Annotated in this window: 16 protein-coding genes; 8 read left to right on the forward strand and 8 right to left on the reverse strand. The window is 67.6% G+C overall.

Annotated features, from left to right (window positions below):
• Positions 1–23: 23 nt before the first annotated feature.
• The 7 genes from ACZZZN_RS05050 to ACZZZN_RS05080 form a co-directional block, all read right to left on the reverse strand.
• Positions 24–239: a hypothetical protein gene (locus tag ACZZZN_RS05050; RefSeq protein WP_463504104.1), complete on the reverse strand. Its 216-nt coding sequence runs from the start codon at positions 237–239 to the stop codon at positions 24–26.
• On the reverse strand, positions 239–2,833 hold the full coding sequence (gene valS / locus ACZZZN_RS05055; protein WP_463504105.1) for a valine--tRNA ligase: 2,595 nt from the start codon (positions 2,831–2,833) through the stop codon (positions 239–241). The genes ACZZZN_RS05050 and valS overlap by 1 nt, the downstream gene beginning before the upstream one ends.
• 68 nt (positions 2,834–2,901) lie before the next feature.
• Positions 2,902–3,378: a hypothetical protein gene (locus ACZZZN_RS05060; protein WP_463504106.1), complete on the reverse strand. Its 477-nt coding sequence runs from the start codon at positions 3,376–3,378 to the stop codon at positions 2,902–2,904.
• 1 nt (position 3,379) lies between these two features.
• Positions 3,380–4,951, reverse strand: a complete 1,572-nt coding sequence (locus tag ACZZZN_RS05065; protein WP_463504107.1) for a hypothetical protein — start codon at positions 4,949–4,951, stop codon at positions 3,380–3,382.
• Positions 4,948–5,277, reverse strand: a complete 330-nt coding sequence (locus tag ACZZZN_RS05070; RefSeq protein ID WP_463504108.1) for a hypothetical protein — start codon at positions 5,275–5,277, stop codon at positions 4,948–4,950. The genes ACZZZN_RS05065 and ACZZZN_RS05070 overlap by 4 nt, the downstream gene beginning before the upstream one ends.
• 36 nt (positions 5,278–5,313) lie before the next feature.
• Complete coding sequence (locus tag ACZZZN_RS05075; RefSeq protein ID WP_463504109.1) at positions 5,314–5,607, reverse strand: WXG100 family type VII secretion target; 294 nt, start codon at positions 5,605–5,607, stop codon at positions 5,314–5,316.
• Positions 5,607–6,014 (reverse strand): YbaB/EbfC family nucleoid-associated protein, encoded by a 408-nt coding sequence (locus ACZZZN_RS05080; protein WP_463504110.1) that lies wholly within the window; start codon positions 6,012–6,014, stop codon positions 5,607–5,609. The genes ACZZZN_RS05075 and ACZZZN_RS05080 overlap by 1 nt, the downstream gene beginning before the upstream one ends.
• Before the next feature lie 152 nt (positions 6,015–6,166).
• Between ACZZZN_RS05080 and ACZZZN_RS05085 the strand changes: the two genes are divergently transcribed.
• From ACZZZN_RS05085 to ACZZZN_RS05105, 5 genes are all read left to right on the forward strand, one after another.
• A complete protein-coding gene (locus ACZZZN_RS05085; protein ID WP_463504111.1) occupies positions 6,167–7,777 on the forward strand; it encodes an ABC transporter substrate-binding protein in 1,611 nt (536 codons plus the stop codon).
• 103 nt (positions 7,778–7,880) lie between these two features.
• Positions 7,881–8,225 carry a hypothetical protein gene (locus tag ACZZZN_RS05090; RefSeq protein ID WP_463504112.1) on the forward strand — a complete coding sequence of 115 codons (345 nt, stop codon included), beginning with the start codon at positions 7,881–7,883 and terminating at the stop codon, positions 8,223–8,225.
• Complete coding sequence (locus ACZZZN_RS05095) at positions 8,153–8,821, forward strand: ABC transporter permease (protein WP_463504113.1); 669 nt, start codon at positions 8,153–8,155, stop codon at positions 8,819–8,821. Before ACZZZN_RS05090 ends, ACZZZN_RS05095 begins: the two co-directional genes overlap by 73 nt.
• Positions 8,818–9,630: an ABC transporter permease gene (locus tag ACZZZN_RS05100; RefSeq protein ID WP_463504114.1), complete on the forward strand. Its 813-nt coding sequence runs from the start codon at positions 8,818–8,820 to the stop codon at positions 9,628–9,630. Before ACZZZN_RS05095 ends, ACZZZN_RS05100 begins: the two co-directional genes overlap by 4 nt.
• Complete coding sequence (locus ACZZZN_RS05105; protein WP_463504115.1) at positions 9,627–11,135, forward strand: ATP-binding cassette domain-containing protein; 1,509 nt, start codon at positions 9,627–9,629, stop codon at positions 11,133–11,135. The genes ACZZZN_RS05100 and ACZZZN_RS05105 overlap by 4 nt, the downstream gene beginning before the upstream one ends.
• On the opposite strand, the gene ACZZZN_RS05110 is transcribed toward ACZZZN_RS05105, so the two are convergent.
• The gene (locus ACZZZN_RS05110; protein WP_463504116.1) at positions 11,125–11,775 is read right to left on the reverse strand and encodes a pentapeptide repeat-containing protein; all 651 of its coding nucleotides are present in this window, start codon (positions 11,773–11,775) and stop codon (positions 11,125–11,127) included. The two genes, ACZZZN_RS05105 and ACZZZN_RS05110, sit on opposite strands and share 11 nt — an antisense overlap.
• A 272-nt stretch (positions 11,776–12,047) precedes the next feature.
• On the opposite strand from ACZZZN_RS05110, the gene ACZZZN_RS05115 reads away from it, so the two are divergent.
• From ACZZZN_RS05115 to ACZZZN_RS05125, 3 genes are read left to right on the forward strand one after another with little or no spacing between them, the layout of a single operon-like run.
• A complete protein-coding gene (locus ACZZZN_RS05115; RefSeq protein ID WP_463504117.1) occupies positions 12,048–13,283 on the forward strand; it encodes a nitroreductase family protein in 1,236 nt (411 codons plus the stop codon).
• Positions 13,280–15,052: an ABC transporter transmembrane domain-containing protein gene (locus ACZZZN_RS05120; protein WP_463504118.1), complete on the forward strand. Its 1,773-nt coding sequence runs from the start codon at positions 13,280–13,282 to the stop codon at positions 15,050–15,052. The genes ACZZZN_RS05115 and ACZZZN_RS05120 overlap by 4 nt, the downstream gene beginning before the upstream one ends.
• Complete coding sequence (locus ACZZZN_RS05125) at positions 15,049–16,185, forward strand: CapA family protein (RefSeq protein WP_463504119.1); 1,137 nt, start codon at positions 15,049–15,051, stop codon at positions 16,183–16,185. The genes ACZZZN_RS05120 and ACZZZN_RS05125 overlap by 4 nt, the downstream gene beginning before the upstream one ends.
• Positions 16,186–16,210: the final 25 nt, after the last annotated feature.

Below are 16,210 nucleotides of genomic sequence, written 5' to 3' on the forward strand. Positions count from 1 at the left end.
GGGCCTCCAGCGACTTGGAGTGCTCAGTCCTGGAACGGGCGGGCGATCACGTCACCCGTCGAGGTCTGCATGACCTCCCAGCCGGCGTCGAGCTCGGCGATCGCGCGACCCTCGAGCCAGGTCAGAGTCCAGTGGCCCTCAAGGCCACGGGATTCCACCTCGGCGATCGATGGTCGCAAAGCGGCGGGTACCGATGCCGGCGGCTCCGAGCCGGTCGCCCACCGCGTGCCCAGCTGCATCAGGCGCCCTCGACCGGGGCGAGTTCGATCGCGGTGACCGCGAACTCCTCTGCCTCGGTGAACTCGAGCTCGGCGATGCGCCCCACTGCTCGGAGGTCGTCGGCGGCGGCGCGCAGTGCCTCGAGCTTGGCGGCAGGAGCTGCGATCGCCGCACGTGACACCGGGGTCTTCTGCGAGGCTTTCGCCTCGGTCTTGGCGCGGCGGATGCCGATCAGCGCCTCGCTCGCGGCAGACAGCACGGCCGTGTCGCCCTCGATGCCGAGCGCTTCCGGCCACGCCGCGGTGTGCACCGATCCCTCTTCGAACCACGACCACACCTCTTCGGTCGCGAAGGAGATGATCGGGGCGAGCAGACGCAGCAGCGTCGAGAGAGCCAGTCGCAGCGCGAGCGCGGCGGATGCCTGACCGGTGTCGTTCTGGTTGTAAGCGCGCTCCTTGACGAGCTCGAGGTAGTCGTCGCAGAAGGTCCAGAAGAAGGCCTCTGTGACCTCGAGCGCCTTCGCCTGGTCGTAGTTCTCGAACGCCTTCGTCGCTTCCCTGATCACGGCATCCAGGCCGGTGAGCATCGACGCGTCAAGTGCGTGGGTGACCTCTGCGCCCTCGGGGACCGGGAACGACAGCACGAACTTCGCGGCGTTGAGCACCTTGATCGCCAGGCGGCGACCGATCTTGACCTGTGTCGGGTTCTGCGGATCGAAGGCGGCATCCATGCCCAGGCGGCTGGAGGCGGCCCAGTAGCGCACCGCATCCGATCCGTGGGTCTCGAGGATGTCCGCCGGGGTCACGACGTTGCCCTTCGACTTCGACATCTTCTTGCGGTCGGGGTCGACGATGAAGCCCGAGATCGCGGCGTTGCGCCACGGTGAACGACCGTCTTCGAGAGTGGAGCGCAGCATGGTCGAGAAGAGCCAGGTGCGGATGATGTCCTGGCCCTGGGGGCGCAGGTCGAAGGGCGCGGTGAGCTGCCACAGCTCCTCATCGCGCTGCCACCCGCCGGCGAGCTGCGGCGTCAGCGACGAGGTCGCCCACGTGTCGAGAATGTCGGCCTCGGCCTCGAATCCACCGGCGACGCCCCGCTGATCCTCGGTGTAGCCCGCCGGCACATCGGTCGTCGGATCGATGGGCAGGGTCGAGTGGTCAGGAGCGATCACGCGGTCGTAGTCGCGATCGCCGTTCTCGTCGAGTCCGTACCAGAGCGGGATCGGCACGCCGAAGAAGCGCTGACGCGACACGAGCCAGTCGCCGGTCAGACCGCCGACCCAGTTCTCGTAGCGCACGCGCATGAACTCCGGATGCCAGGCCAGCTCGGTGCCGTGCGCGAGCAGCTCATCGCGCAGCTTGGCGTCGCGGGCGCCGTTGCGGATGTACCACTGCCGCGTCGACACGATCTCGAGCGGGCGGTCGCCCTTCTCGAAGAACTTCACCGCGTGGTTGAAGGGCTTGCCGACCGCGGTCATGTCGCCGGTCTCCTGCAGCTTCTCGACGATCGCCTTGCGGGCCGAGAACACGGTCTTGCCGGCGAGCTCGGCGGTGTACCAGTCGATGGCCTCGGGGCTTGCCACGATCGACGGCGCGGTGGGCAGGAAGCGCCCGTCCAGACCGATGGTCGTCATGTTCGGCAGGTCGCCGCCGCTGGTGGTGCGCAGCTCGCGCCACCAGATGATGTCGGTCACGTCGCCGAAGGTGCAGACCATGGCCGCGCCTGTTCCCTTGTCGGGCTGCGCGAGGTGGTGACCGTGGATCTCGATCTCGGCACCGAAGAAGGGCGTGCGCACCTTCGTGCCAATCAGGTGCTTGTGCGGCCCCTCGGGGTGAGTCACGATCGCGACGCAGGCGGGGAGCAGCTCCGGACGGGTGGTCTCGATCGTGATCGAGCCCGAGCCGTCGGCGAACGGGAAATCGATCGTGTGGTACGCGGCCTGCTGGTCGCGGTCCTCGAGCTCCGCCTGTGCGATGGCCGAGCGGAAATCGATGTCCCACAGGGTCGGCGCGAGAGACTGGTAGGCCTCGCCGCGCTCGAGGTTGCGCAGGAACGCGAGCTGGCTCTGACGGATCGTGTCGTCGGAGATCGTGCGGTACGTCTGGGTCCAGTCGACCGAGAGGCCGAGCTGGCGGAAGAGAGCCTCGAACTGCTTCTCATCCTCGATGGTCAGGCGCTCGCACAGCTCGATGAAGTTGCGGCGGCTGATCGGTACCTGGTCGGCAGCGCGGCTCGACTTGTTGTCTCCACCCTCGAAAGGCGGGGTGAAGTCGGTCTGGTAAGGGAGCGTCGGGTCGCACCGCACGCCGTAGTAGTTCTGCACCCGGCGCTCGGTGGGCAGGCCGTTGTCGTCCCACCCCATCGGATAGAACACGTTCTTGCCGCGCATGCGCTCGAACCGTGCCTTGACGTCGGTGTGCGTGTACGAGAACACGTGGCCGATGTGCAGGCTGCCGGATGCCGTGGGCGGGGGAGTGTCGATCGAGTACACGCCCTCGCGCCCGGACTGCGCGGCACGGAGTCGGTCGAACAGGTAGGTTCCCTGCTCCGACCACGACTCACCCCACTTCGCTTCGAGGCCTTCGAGTACGGGCTTGTCGGGAATCACAGACATGGAGGTCTCCTCGAGCGATGTATGCGGCACTGTGTGAGCGTGCCTGAGTGTGGGTTGTGCCCCACAGTCTAATCGCCCCAGACCGCCTTGACGATCGCGATGGCCTGCTCGTTCGTGACCGAGAGGCTCCCGTAGAGCGAGGCCCTCGTCGCGAGGTCGGGGCTGATCTGTGTGACGACCTCAGGGACATCGATGGACTCTCCGTCGGATCCTGTGACGGAAAGCTGGATCTGGTCGCTCGGGACGTCGTTGTTCTCGAGGACGATCCGAAGTATTCCGGCGAGGTCATCCGGCGACAGTTCCTGGTCGTCGAGATCGACTCCGACGACCAGATTGAAGGTGAAGCCGTCCAGGCCTTTCGACGCGAACGAGTCGGTGATGCCTACGTCCGACGCGGCCAGCGCGGCTGGGATCGTCTCGTCGAAATCTCCGTCGGACAACTCCTTCGCCAGCACGCCGCACCCTGCCAGCGCAAGCGTGATGACGATCGCCAGCGCACTGACCGCACCGCGCATGATCATCCGCGTGTCGCGTGATCGCCCCATGTCAGCGCTCCACGCCTTGATACACCTGGTGGTCGATGACTGTTCCGCCGAGCTCGGCCAGATCCCACGGGTCTGCGCCATCGTTTGCTGCTCGGTAGGCGGCTTCCCACTCGGCGACCGAGATGGCGTACTCGTCGTTGTCATGTGCGCCGAACCCGTGAGCCCCGTCAGGGTCGGGGAGCGGTATCTGGCGCATGTTCGGCGGGAGCACCGTGATCGGTGTGTTCAGGATGTCGCTCGGCGACTGGCCGGGCAGCCCGGGGATTCCCGCGATGCTTCCGTCGAGCATCGGCACCGGATCGGTGGCGTGCTGGAACGCGTAAACGGGGACGTTCGGCGGTACGCGGAAGTTGTCGATGGGCGAGCCGTTCGTCACGACCGCGACCGGGTTGTACGGGAACGACGAATCGGCCGCAAGATTAGCGGCCATGATGCCGCCCTGGCTGAATCCGGTGAGCACCACGTCGGCGCCGGCTGGAATTCCTGCCTGCTCCATCGCGTCGAGGACAGCGCGCTCGTACTGCGTGCGAAAGAGTGGGTTGTCGAGCATCAGTGCGATGTTGTTGTCGCGGTCGTTCATCGCGCCGATGTCACCCCCTACCTCCCATGCCTGCGTCGAGGGGAGCGACACCACCCAGTGCGTGGAGCCGTCGGGACCCATGACCTCTTTGATGTCGATCGCGGTCGAGGTCTCGCCGCCCATCGCGTCGGTGGTGCTGTTGACGGAGACGAGGTCAGACAGCGAGTCGAGCGAGGTGACCTTGTGAGCATTGTTCCACGCGGTCAGCTGATCTTCGTTCAGGTTCGCCGGGTCGATCTCCTTCACGTCGGCATCGCCGCTGAGGAGGTCGTGCATGACGTTGCCGAAGATGAGTCCGAGCGGGCCGCCCGTGAGCGCGCCGACGTACGGCTGCATGTCGATCATGACCTCGTGCAGCTTCTTCAGAGCATCCACGATGAGGGGAACCAGCTTGTAGAGCAACTCGGCCAGCGAGACCACGGCGCTGGTGAGGCTCTTGACCAACGAGCCGGCCGAGGTGACGAACTCGGCAGCGGAGTCCGCGAAGCGCTCGATGTCCTGCAGCTTCTGCAGCGGGTTCAGACCGAAATGGAAGAGGTCATCGGCGAACCGGCTGAGGCGGCCGAGGAAGTCGCAGATCAGCACCCGGGTCGACTCGATGATCTGGCTCACGAGCCGAACGGCGCTCGCGGTGGCTCCCGTCCAGTGAGCGGCATCCTCCGCGACGATCAGCAGATCGTCGTGGCGCGCCCGAAGAGCGCGGACGGTCCGTCCGTCGAGATCGACGAGGGGACGGTCGGCGTCTCGCAGCATCTCGACGACCTGGGTCAGCGCGCGCTCGGCATCCTGCCACCGCGAGGCGAAGCCGCCGACGGTCCCCGGGTCGCCCAGAAGGTCGTCGAACCACTCGCGCAAAGGGGCGACGTACTGGATCACCAGCCCCACGAAGCCGGGAATCGTCGCGCAATCGGCCTGCGCGGCCGTCGGTCCCGGCGCACCCGCGGCCCATGATCCCGAGCGCACCTGACTGCTGATGCCCGCGATCGCGCTCACAGGGCGGATCCCTCGATCGCACGGAACGTGGTCGTGGCTCTCTCCTCGATGGCACTGAATGCATCGACAGTCGCCTTGACACCCGCGCTCGTCGCCTTCGAGAGTGCTGTCGCCGTCGTGAGTGTCGATTCCGAAGCATCGGCGAGCGCCTCGATGGCCGGGCCGAGCAGCGGGCCGCACATCGCGCCGAAGGCACTGCTGCCGACACCTCCACCGGCTGTGCCCGCGGCCTTTCCGAGAAGTTCGGCCGCAGATGTCAGTGCCTGTACCTGTGCGCGGAGCACTTCCTCATCGATCGTGATCTGCTGGTTCGCTGCTGTCGTCATGGTCGGTTCCCCCCGAGTGTGTCTGTCGTCGTGTCGTCAGCTGCCGCCGAGCAGGCGCTGTCCCGCGAGATCGGCGTCGGAATACTGGGTCGCGAGATCGCCGAGCACCTCGGAGATAGCCATCACCAGCTCCGTGCGCTCGCGCATGTTCCCATCGAACCTGCCCTGCGCCGAGTCGAAGGCAGACTGCGCCTCTCCCGACCACGAACGACGGAGGATCTCGGCGTGTGCCGTGAGTTCCTCGAGCGCCGCGTCGATGTTGAGTGAGGCGACGCTGATCGCCGTCGCCGCTTTGGCCACCTGTGCCGGATTGACCTCGATGACGCCCATCAGCGGTACTCGATCGTGTCGGCGGTTACCGGCGGGAATGCAGAGTCGACGTCGTGGCGCACAGCCGCGACGAGCGGTGAATCCGCGCCGAGGGTGGAGCCCATCGAGTCGAGTACCTTCTCGGCTGCCGCTCGCTGGGCTCGCGCGATCGTCGCAGTGATGAGTGCGCCGAGTGCACCGGCGTCGGTCGCGGTGCTGATCGACGCCAGCTGCACGGACTCGATGCCGCCGGTGGGCTTTGCGGTGATCGTGACGCGACCGTCGGCCGACGAGATGGTCGCTGTGGTGCGCGACGCCTCCTCCGTGAGCTTCGCGGACTCCGCCGCGAGATGCTTCGAGTGCGCGATCTGCCCGTCGATCTTCGAGTGCAGCGCGGCGATCTGCTCGGCAAGTTCCTCTGATGACACTGTTCCCCCTCCACCGGTGTCTTCGCAGTATAGGAGAGCCCTGCGATATGCCGTATCGCGCCTGTGCACGCGACCAGGACGTAGAATTGGATCGAGTCCAAGAAACCGACGCGCTTCTGCGTCGTCCCCCTCCTTCCCTCCCGAGGATCACCATGCCTGCCTCCCTCCTGCGCCGCGCTCTGCCGATCAGCGCCGCCGTCGCCGCGTCCGCGCTGCTGCTCAGCTCCTGCGCCGCCCCCGCATCCGATTCCGACGGCGGCGAGCTCGTCTGGTCGATCGAGGGTGCGAACCTGTCGGCGGGTCACATGGATCCGCAGGTGAGCCAGCTCGACGTCTCGGGCATGGTGCAGCGCGCCGTGCTCGACTCCCTGGTGTTCCAGGAGGACGACGGGACCTTCACCCCGTGGCTGGCGGAGGAGTGGACCGTCTCGGACGACAGCACCGAGTACACCTTCGTGCTCCGCGACGATGTCACCTTCACCGACGGTGAGCCCTTCGACGCCGAGGCGGTCAAAGCCAACTTCGATCGCATCGTCGATCCGGAGACGGAGTCCGCCCAGGCGGCGTCGATGCTCGGCGCAGACTTCTACGAGGGCACGGAGGTCGTCGACGACCACACCGTGAAGGTGAGCTTCACTCAGCCCTACGCGCCGTTCCTGCAGGCGGCGAGCACGCCCCAGCTCGGCTTCTACTCGCCGGCGGTGCTCGCAGAGTCGGCGGATCAGCTGAAGGCGGGCGGCCCCGATGTCACGGTCGGCACCGGTCCGTTCGTGCTCACCGAGTACACGCCGGATCAGGAACTCGTCTACACCCGCAACGATGACTACGCGTGGGGTCCGCACGACGAGACGGCACCGAAGGTCGAGACGCTGCGTGTCGAGATCCAGCCGGAGGCGTCCGTGCGCACCGGCGTGGTGCAGAGTGGCGAGGCCGATCTCGCGAGCAACATCCCGCCGAACCTCGCGGGAGACCTCGGCGACGACATCACGGTCGACTCGATCGAGTACCCGGGGCTGCCATACTCGCTGTACCTGAACGAGAAGTACGGTGTCTTCGCCGACGAGAAGGTGCGGCAGGCTTTCGCGCGCGGCATCGACATCGACGCGGCCGTCGAGGAGATCTTCTTCGACCAGTTCCCCCGCGCGTGGAGCGTGCTCGGGTCCACCACGCCCGGCTATGACGCATCCCTCGAGGGCACGTGGGCTTTCGATCAGGACGCGGCGAACGCGCTTCTCGACGAAGCGGGCTGGACCGAGCGCGACACCGACGGCATCCGCATGAAGGACGGACAGCGCCTGTCCGCGCGGTGGATCGCCTGGACGCCGGTTCCCGATGACAGAGCAGCTCTCGCCAATGCCATCCAGTCCGACCTCAAGGGGATCGGCTTCGAGGTCGTGCGCGAGGTGCTGGAGCCCGGTGCCTACAACGAGCAGTACGGTCCGAAGACCTTCGACCTGACCGACTGGGGCTTCTCGGGCGTCGACCCGGACTTCCTCCGTGCTCACCTTCACACCGACGGATTCCAGAACGCCTCCCAGGTCACGGATCCCGCTGTCGACGCGCAGCTCGACCAAGCTGTCGCCTCGAGCGATCAGGATCAGCGCAACGCGATCTACACGCAGCTGCAGGAATGGAACGCCGACTACACGGCGATCGTGCCGCTGTACAGCCCGTCTGCCATCACCGCCGTCGGCGAGCGAGTGAGCGGCCTGGACTACGACCTGTATGGACGACCGCTGTTCTTCGACGTGAGCGTCGGCTGACGTCTGGATCGTCGAGCGCCCTCCGGAATATCACTGCGGTATCGTTCGTGAGCGAGCGTCGCGGGCCGGAGGGCGCTCAGGAACTGTCGAGAGGGCGCGAACGGTGAAGGCAGCGCTCGTCCGCATCGCCGGTCTCGCGGCCTCCGTCCTCATCGTGCTGTGGGGTGCGGCGACGCTCGTCTTCCTGGCGTTCCGCATCATCCCTGGCGATCCTGTGTCGGTGATGCTCGGACCGCAGGCCCAGGTCAGCGAGGCGGTCAAAGACGGCATCCGTGCGGAGCTCGGCCTCGATCGGCCTCCGTTCGAGCAGTATCTGACGTTCATCGGTCAGCTCGCGCGAGGAGACCTGGGGAGTCGTACCAGCTGCGGATGCCGGTGGCCGAGGTCATCGGCCGTCAGCTCGGGTCGACGCTGCAACTCTCGGCACTGGCTCTCGTCATCGCGCTGATCCTGGCGCTGGCCGTCGCTCTTCTGGTCCGCGGCCAGGCCGGGAGAACCGTCGCCGCGGGCATCGAACTCATCATCCTGTCGTCGCCGGTGTTCTGGATCGGTCTGATCCTGCTCAGCGTCTTCGCGTTCGGACTCGGCTGGTTCCCCGTCTCGGGTGCCCGCAACCCGGCGACGATCGTTCTTCCGGCCATCACCCTCGCGCTACCCGTTGCGGCGCTGCTCAGTCAGGTCCTGCGCGACGGACTGGTGCAGGCCGAGCGGATGCCGTTCGCCGAGACCGTCCGAGCCCGAGGAGCGGGCCCGTCATGGTTCACGCTGCGTCACGGGCTGAGGCACGGCGCCGCGAACGCGGTGACCCTGGCGGCCTACCTGACCGGATCGGTGCTCGGTGGAGCCGTGCTCGTCGAGACCGTGTTCGCCCGCGCCGGCCTCGGGCGGGTCACGCTCGCGGCCATCACCAACCGCGATCTTCCCGTGATCACGGGGATCATCCTGCTCAGCGCGATCGTCTTCGTGATCGTGAACCTCGTGATCGAGCTCCTGCATCCGCTCATCGATCCGCGTCTTCGCTCGGAGCGCGGGGGTGCGCGATGAAGCGCGCGCAGGTCGTGCTGCTGTGGTGCGCGGTGGCCGTGCTGCTGGTGCTCGCGTTCGCTGCCGCGTTCCCCGGAGTGCTCGCCACGCACGACCCGTTGCAGACCGATGTGCGCGCATCTCTGCTTCCGCCCAGTGCCGAGCATCTGTTCGGCACCGATCAGAGCGGCCGCGACGTGTACTCGCGGGTGGTCCACGGGGCCGGGCGCTCGATCGGCATCGGCCTGCTCGCGACGAGCATCGCGCTCGCCACCGGGCTCCTCGTGGGCGCACTCGCGGGTCTCGCTCCGCGGGGAGTCGATGCCGCGATGATGCGCGTCAACGACGTGCTCATGGCCTTCCCCGAGTTCCTGGTCGCACTGGTCGTCGTGGCGGTGCTCGGACCAGGGCCGGTGAACATCGCGATCGCCGTGACCCTCGCGGCCGTCCCCGTCTACATCCGTCTCGCCCGCGTGCAGACCCGCACGCTCCGCAGCGCCGAGCACGTCGAGGCCGCACGCATCCTCGGGGTGCCAGCCGTGCCCGCCTTCGTTCGGCACGTGGTGCCGGGGGTGCTCGGCTCGCTGAGCGTGCTCGCGACGATCGGCATCGGATCGAGCATCCTCGCCGCGGCCGGACTCAGTTTCCTCGGTCTCGGTCCGTCTGAGCCGACGCCGGAATGGGGACTCATGCTCGCGGGAGGACGCAATGTGCTGGGCCAAGCCTGGTGGATCGCGGTCTTCCCCGGGATCGCGATCACCGTGACCGTGATCGCCGCGACGGTCGTCGGTCGCACTCTGCGAGCCAGGACAGAGGGGCGGACCTCATGACCGCGGCGCTTCAGCTGACGGCGCTGCACATCGATTTCGGTGGGGCGCCCGTGGTCGACGGGGTGTCGCTCACCGTGTCGCGAGGTGAGTGCGTCGCGATCGTGGGCGAGTCGGGGGCGGGCAAGTCGCTCACCGCCCGCGCACTGCTCGGGCTGACGCCCGCAGACGCCCGCGTGCGCTTCGAGCGGCTCGTGGTCGACGGAACGGATGTCGCACGATTCGGCGAGCGGCGCTGGCGGTCCCTGCGCGGCGCCGGCATCGCGCTCGTCTCGCAGGATGCTCTCGTCTCGCTCGACCCGCTGCAGCGAGTGGGGGCGGAGATCGCCGAACCTCTGCGCCTCCACGGTCTCGTCTCCGGGCGCGCGGCGCTGAGAGACAGGGTCCAGGAGCTGCTGCACCGGGTGTGGATGCCGGATGCCGCCCGCAGAGCGCGGCAGTACCCTCACGAGCTCTCCGGAGGTCTCAGGCAGCGAGCGCTGATCGCCTCGGCCATCGCCGCCGAGCCTGCGATCCTCGTGGCGGACGAGCCGACCACGGCCCTCGATGCGACCGTGCAGGCGCGCATCCTCGGGCTGCTCCGCGACATCGCGGACGCGGGCACCGCGGTCGTGTTCATCAGCCACGACTTCGCCGCGGTCCGTCGGATTGCCGATCGGGTGCTGGTCATGCGCGACGGCGCGGTGGTCGAGTCAGGGACGGTGGCGGAGGTGCTCGAGGCGCCGCAGCACGAGTACACCCGGCAGTTGATCGCCGCGACGATCCACGAGCCGAGGGCGACCTCGGCCGATGAGGTCTCGCCCGTGCTCGTCGCGACAGGCGCGACCAGGACGTTCGGCGAGATCGCGGCCGTGAAAGATGCGTCTTTCGCCGTGCACGAGGGACGCACGCTCGGGATCGTCGGCGAGTCCGGCTCCGGCAAGACGACGCTCGCTCGCATGATCGTGGGCGTCGAGCACCCGGACGACGGAGGGCTGCGCTGGATCGGAGAGCGCCGCGTGCAGCTCGTGCACCAGAATCCTCTCGGCGCGTTCGACCCCCGATGGACGATCGGTCGGTCGCTGCGGGAGGCGCTCGCCGCAGGCGGGGTGCCCCGCGCGATGCGAGCCGCGCGCGTGTCCGAGCTTCTCGCCGAGGTCGACCTCGACCCCGTGCTGGCCGACCGTCGGCCCGCCGCGCTGTCAGGTGGGCAGCGTCAGCGCGCGGCCATCGCACGGGCGCTCGCGGCCGAGCCCGAGGTGCTGGTGCTGGACGAGCCGGTGTCGGCTCTGGACCCGTCCGTGCGTGAACGCGTGCTCCAGCTGCTGCTCCGACTGCAGCGCGAGCGTCGGCTGACCATAATCTTCGTGTCCCACGATCTCGACGTCGTCGGAGCGGTCGCCGATGACGTGCTCGTGATGCAGGACGGCGTGATCGTCGAGCAGGGTGCGGTCGCCGACGTGTTCGCATCGCCGCAGCATCCGTTCACGCAGGAGCTGCTGGCGGCGAGCGGCCCCGTCAGTCCTTGACCTGGATGCCGAGCCCTGCGGCGAAGAGCGGCGCGAGCTGCTGCACCTGGAGCCCGCTGAGCGTCGTACCCCGCAGGCTGTTGGCGTCGAGGAAGGCGAGGGCGTCGAGCCCGCGCAGATCGACGTCCTTGGCGCGGAGGCCGCGGGGATCGACCTCGTCCGACCTGCTGTCGGAGAAGCGCACTCGAGTGAGGTCGGCCTGAGGCATGTCGAGGGTGCGGATGCCGCAGTTCGAGATCTCGAGGTCCACAGCGCGGGCGCCACCCAGGTTCAGGTAGTCGATCCGCACATCGTCGATCGCGAGCTCGTCGATGCGAGCACCGCTCAGATCGAGTGTTCCGATGCGGCCCCCGACGATCCGGAGGCGGCGGATGCTCGCGTCGCGCAGGCGCAGCGACGCGATGCGAGCGCCGGAGATCTCGACATCGATCACGGTGGCGCCCTGGAGATCGACGGAATCGGCATCCGCAGAGACCGTGCACTGCTCGAGTGAGGCGTAGGCGAGGTCGACGGTGCCTTCGAGTTCCAGTCGCGCGGCGAGCAGATCGGCGCTTCGAGAGGGTGCTGCCTCGTCGAGATGTGCGGGCAGATCGGGCGGGGACACTCGGGGCGCGGACGGGGATTCGGGCGTGCGGGACATGCTCGGAGGCTACCGTTCGCGGCGTGGGAAGCAGAATCCCGGAATGCACGGTTCGGATTCGGCGGTTTCGCTGAATCGAGCCCGCGTCGTGCCGGTAATGTTGCTGACCAATCTGGGGATTTGAGGGAGTGGCCGCTGGGGCATGTCACTCCGACGTCGTTCGCGTGCATCGTCTGCTGGCCGGAGGATCACACGACGCGTCAGCGGGACGGGCACGACGATCGTGTCCGGTGATGAACGGCTCATCTCCTCGACCATCTGAGGGGGACATGATGAGGCGCGAGACCTGGGTGCGGATACTCCCGCACGAGATGCGCATCGCCGCCAAGCAGTCGTTCTCGACCAGGCGAGTCCCGCTCGAATCGATGCGGACACTCGTCGGCGGTGCGATCCGGCCCCGATCCGGTGACGTGGTCGTCGCTCGGGTCGAGAGACTCGGACATCACCGCCACATCGAGCAACCGCATGGTCGGCGCAGCCTGCTGCACGTCGGCGATCTGATCATCGTCGCGTACGCCGACCGCTACGCGACCGACCAGTTCGAGTCGTATGTTCCGAGGCATCTCGGCCCCGTCAACCTCGTGGCGAGCGGCGGGATCGCGTCCGCCGCGATCTCACGCAGCAGAGCGGTGCGAGCGGCGACCGACATCGTGCCGATCGGGCTCGTCGGCGATGAGGCCGGGCGCCCGCTCAACGTGGCTGACTTCAGGCTGCCGACGCTGACCCCGCCGGCCGAACGTCCACGCACGATCGGCGTGCTGGGCACATCGATGAATGCGGGCAAGACGACGACGATCCACCACATGGCCCACGGATTGTCGAAGGTCGGGATGCGGCCCGGCGTCACGAAGGTGACGGGCACGGGATCGGGCAACGACTACTGGGTCATGCTCGATGCGGGTGCTCACATGATGCTCGACTTCACGGACGCGGGCCTCGCGTCGTCATTCCGGCAGCCGACCTCCGTGCTCGAGGAGGTGATGACGCAGTTGGTCGCGAACCTGTCACTCGGCGGAAGCCGCGTGAACTTCGTGGAGATCGCCGACGGCGTGTTCCAACGCGACAACAGGAGCCTGCTGGAGTCGGCGGTCGTGCACGACCTCATCGACTGCGTCGTACTGGCGGCATCCGATGCGATGGGCGCGGCGCAGGGGCTGCGGTCGCTGACCGATCACGGGTTCGAGGTGGTCGCGCTGTCCGGAACCCTGACCAAGTCCCCGCTCGCGATGCACGAGGCCGAAGAGGAACTGGGGTTGCCGATCTGGGGGCTTCCGGAGCTTTCGACCCCCGAACTCATCGCGCCGGTGCTGGGCATCGACCCGGCACAGCTGGGCGTCCCGCTCCCGCACCCCCAACCCGCGTGGCCCATCGATGTGGAGGGTCTGGTGGCCGTGCCGGATCCTGAGCGGGACAGACCGACCCTCGACCCCGCCGGTCGTCGAGGCGGATTCGTCGACTCGCGCGAGCTGATCGAACATGTTCGTGCGTCATCGGTGGTGCTGTCATGACGACCGATATCGACGACCTCGGTGACTCTCGGAGTGAACCGATCGGACGCGACGTCGGACGACTCTTCCGTCTGCGTCGGCGAGACTTCCTTGTGGTCGCTCTGCTCGGACTCCTGCAGGCGGCGCTGCTCGTCGACTTCATGTTGCTGGCGCGTCTGGTGATCGACCAGCTCGTTCCCGCGGGCGTCGGCGACGCCGCGGAGGCGGCATATCAGCAGGCGCTCTGGTTCTGCGTCGTGCTCGCAGTATCGGCCGTGCTGATGGGCGCCGCACGCTCGTGGGAATTCGCCTGGGCCGAGCGGGCCGGGTACGACGTCGTCCGAAGGCTGCGGATGGAGATGTACGCGCATCTGCAGCGGATGCGACCGGAGCACCTGCGGCATCGAGCCCGAGGAGGACTCCTGCTCCGCCTCACGGGAGATCTGTCGATGCTGCGCATGTGGTTGAGCCGCGGGCTCCTCGAGGGACTGTCGGCGACGATCGTCCTCGTCGTGGCACTCGGAGTGCTCTTCGCGCTCGACGTGTGGCTGGCCCTCGCAGTCGTCAGCGTGCTGGCGTCGGGGGCAGCTCTGTCGTTGAGCCTCGGACGATCGATGCGTGACGCCACGCGATCGATGCGTCGACGCAGGTCGTCGCTGATGAGCAATGTCGACGAGCAGATCAATGCGATCAGGGTCAGCCAGGTGTCAGGGCGGGTCGCGGGCGAGTTCCGGCGTCTGTCACGCCAGAACGACGCACTCAACGTCTCACTGTTCCGAGTCGCCGGCCTGAGGGGGGCGCTGCGAGGGATCTCCGCGGTGACGTCGCTGGTGAGTGTCGTCGCCGTGCTCGCCATCGGCCTCGTGCAGGTGCACCGCGGCGCGACGAGCGTGGGTGTCGTCGTCGTCGCGGCACTGCTGACCCACTACCTCGCACGCCCGGTGCGTACCCTCGGTCTCGCGCATGACTACTGGCATCGTGGACTGGTCTCGCGTCAGAAGGTCGTGGATTTCCTCATGAGTTCCAGCCGCGCGGTCGAAGATGAGGCGCTGGCTCGTCTGGTGGTCCGGGGCGGACGCATCGAATTCCACGACGTGACTGTTCCCGGAGCCCTGAACGGATTCGCCGCGGTCGCCGATCGCGGCGAACTCGTCGCGATCACCGGCCCGTCCGGAAGCGGGAAGACGGCGCTGCTCGACGTGCTGACCAGGATGACCGAGCCGACGTCGGGCAGCGTCGTGATCGACGGTCAGGTCTTGTCGCAGACGTCGCCGTCGTCCATCGGAGCGATGATGGGCGTCGCCGGTCCAGATCTACCGCTGCTGCGAGGGACCGTGCTGCGCAACCTCACGTACGCCGACCGCGAGGTCGGACCCGGCGAGGTGCAACGGATCGTGAGATCCCTGGGGGTGGACGACGCCCTGAGGCGCCACGATGATCGTGGAGTCATGGGCTGGGTCATGGAGGGCGGCGCGAATCTGACCGCCGGCGATCGCCAACTCGTCGCGCTCGCCAGGGCGATGGTGGGCACGCCGAGGATCCTGCTTCTGGATGAGCCGTTCGTCGGAATGGATGCCGATGCTCGCTCTCGCGCGAGAGAGGCGATCCTCCGTCACCGCGGGACCGTCCTGATGGTCACGCAGGATTCCGATGCGCTCTCGCTCGCCGACAGGGTCTGGGTGATGTCGGAAGACAGCACGGTGCAGACGCTCACCGGCGAGGAGTATCGCGACAGCCTGTGGCGGAACCGGAATGCGAGGACCAGACGATGGACGGGGATCGGACGATGACTCGTGCAGACGTGAGCCGCAGGCGAGGTGCGGGGCGCAACCTGCGGCGAGACCGTCGGCTGATCGGAGCGAGTCTCGTTCTCGCGCTCGGATCGGCGGGGCTGCTCGGAAGTCAACTGGCGTTCGCCAGGCCGACACCGGCACCCGTGGTCTCGGCCTCAGCGCCCACGCTGTCGGACGGTGTGCTCGATCTGGGTTTCGCGGGGGACACGATGTTCGGGGACGGCTCGGAGGAGAAGCTCGCGGTCGCAGGCGCCCTGCCGTTGATGGCGGGGGTGGCCCCGCTGCTCCAGGACTTCGACTACACGATCGTCAACGCGGAGGTTCCCTTCACGACCATCCTGACCCCGGCGAATCCGGGCGCGAAGTACACGTATGCCAGTGATCCCGCTCATCTGACGGCGCTCCGCGAGATCGGAGTGGACGCGCTGAACCTCGGGAACAACCACGCGATGGATCGAGGCGGCGAGGGACTCGACGACACGATCCGCCACGCCGAGCACGGCGGGCTCGCCGCATTCGGAGCGGGTGCGAACCGCGCCGCGGCATCGATGCCGTTGATGGTGCGATCCGAGCAGTTGGACGTCGCGGTCGTGTCATTCGGCGAGGACTTCGGAGCGCTCCATCGCAGCACCGAGACCTCGCCGGGAATGCTGCCGCTGCGCGTGGATCGCGTCGAGCAGGCGATGCGCACTGCGCGCGACAACGGTGCTGACAAGGTGGTCGCCTTCGTGCACTGGGGGAACAACTACGAAGACGTCAACGCGCAACAGCGCTACTGGGCAGGGGTGTTCTCCGACGCGGGATACGACGCCGTGATCGGCACCGGATCGCACACCCTGCAGAGCGTCGAGGTACTCGGCGGCATGCCCGTCGTCTACGGAATCGGGAACTTCGTGTTCGGTGCCCCCGGCCGGTTCGAGAACTACGGAAAGCCCGGACTCGGAGCAGTGGTCGGTCTGCGCTGGAATCAGAGCGGTGTGGGCACGGTCGCCCTCCGCGTCATAGAGACCGACAACAAGATCGTCGACTACGTCGCGCGCCCTCTGCCCGAAGCCGAGCTTTCGACGGCGAAGAGCATCATCGGGAACTCCGTCACGTGGCACGCCGATGTGGCGACGCTTCGCTTCTGATGCGTCGCAGATGGGGGATCCTGAT

The organism is Microbacterium sp. AC145 (assembly GCF_979258505.1).

What these genes read in the sequence shown, in the direction of transcription:
- ACZZZN_RS05070 (WP_463504108.1), bottom strand. Translation starts at nt 5,277, where the DNA reads ATGACGACAGCAGCGAACCAGCAGATCACGATCGATGAGGAAGTGCTC.
- ACZZZN_RS05110 (WP_463504116.1), bottom strand. Translation starts at nt 11,775, where the DNA reads ATGTCCCGCACGCCCGAATCCCCGTCCGCGCCCCGAGTGTCCCCGCCC.
- ACZZZN_RS05100 (WP_463504114.1), top strand. Translation starts at nt 8,818, where the DNA reads ATGAAGCGCGCGCAGGTCGTGCTGCTGTGGTGCGCGGTGGCCGTGCTG.
- ACZZZN_RS05050 (WP_463504104.1), bottom strand. Translation starts at nt 239, where the DNA reads ATGCAGCTGGGCACGCGGTGGGCGACCGGCTCGGAGCCGCCGGCATCG.
- ACZZZN_RS05105 (WP_463504115.1), top strand. Translation starts at nt 9,627, where the DNA reads ATGACCGCGGCGCTTCAGCTGACGGCGCTGCACATCGATTTCGGTGGG.
- ACZZZN_RS05125 (WP_463504119.1), top strand. Translation starts at nt 15,049, where the DNA reads ATGACTCGTGCAGACGTGAGCCGCAGGCGAGGTGCGGGGCGCAACCTG.
- ACZZZN_RS05115 (WP_463504117.1), top strand. Translation starts at nt 12,048, where the DNA reads ATGAGGCGCGAGACCTGGGTGCGGATACTCCCGCACGAGATGCGCATC.
- ACZZZN_RS05060 (WP_463504106.1), bottom strand. Translation starts at nt 3,378, where the DNA reads ATGGGGCGATCACGCGACACGCGGATGATCATGCGCGGTGCGGTCAGT.
- ACZZZN_RS05075 (WP_463504109.1), bottom strand. Translation starts at nt 5,607, where the DNA reads ATGGGCGTCATCGAGGTCAATCCGGCACAGGTGGCCAAAGCGGCGACG.
- ACZZZN_RS05085 (WP_463504111.1), top strand. Translation starts at nt 6,167, where the DNA reads ATGCCTGCCTCCCTCCTGCGCCGCGCTCTGCCGATCAGCGCCGCCGTC.
- valS (WP_463504105.1), bottom strand. Translation starts at nt 2,833, where the DNA reads ATGTCTGTGATTCCCGACAAGCCCGTACTCGAAGGCCTCGAAGCGAAG.
- ACZZZN_RS05120 (WP_463504118.1), top strand. Translation starts at nt 13,280, where the DNA reads ATGACGACCGATATCGACGACCTCGGTGACTCTCGGAGTGAACCGATC.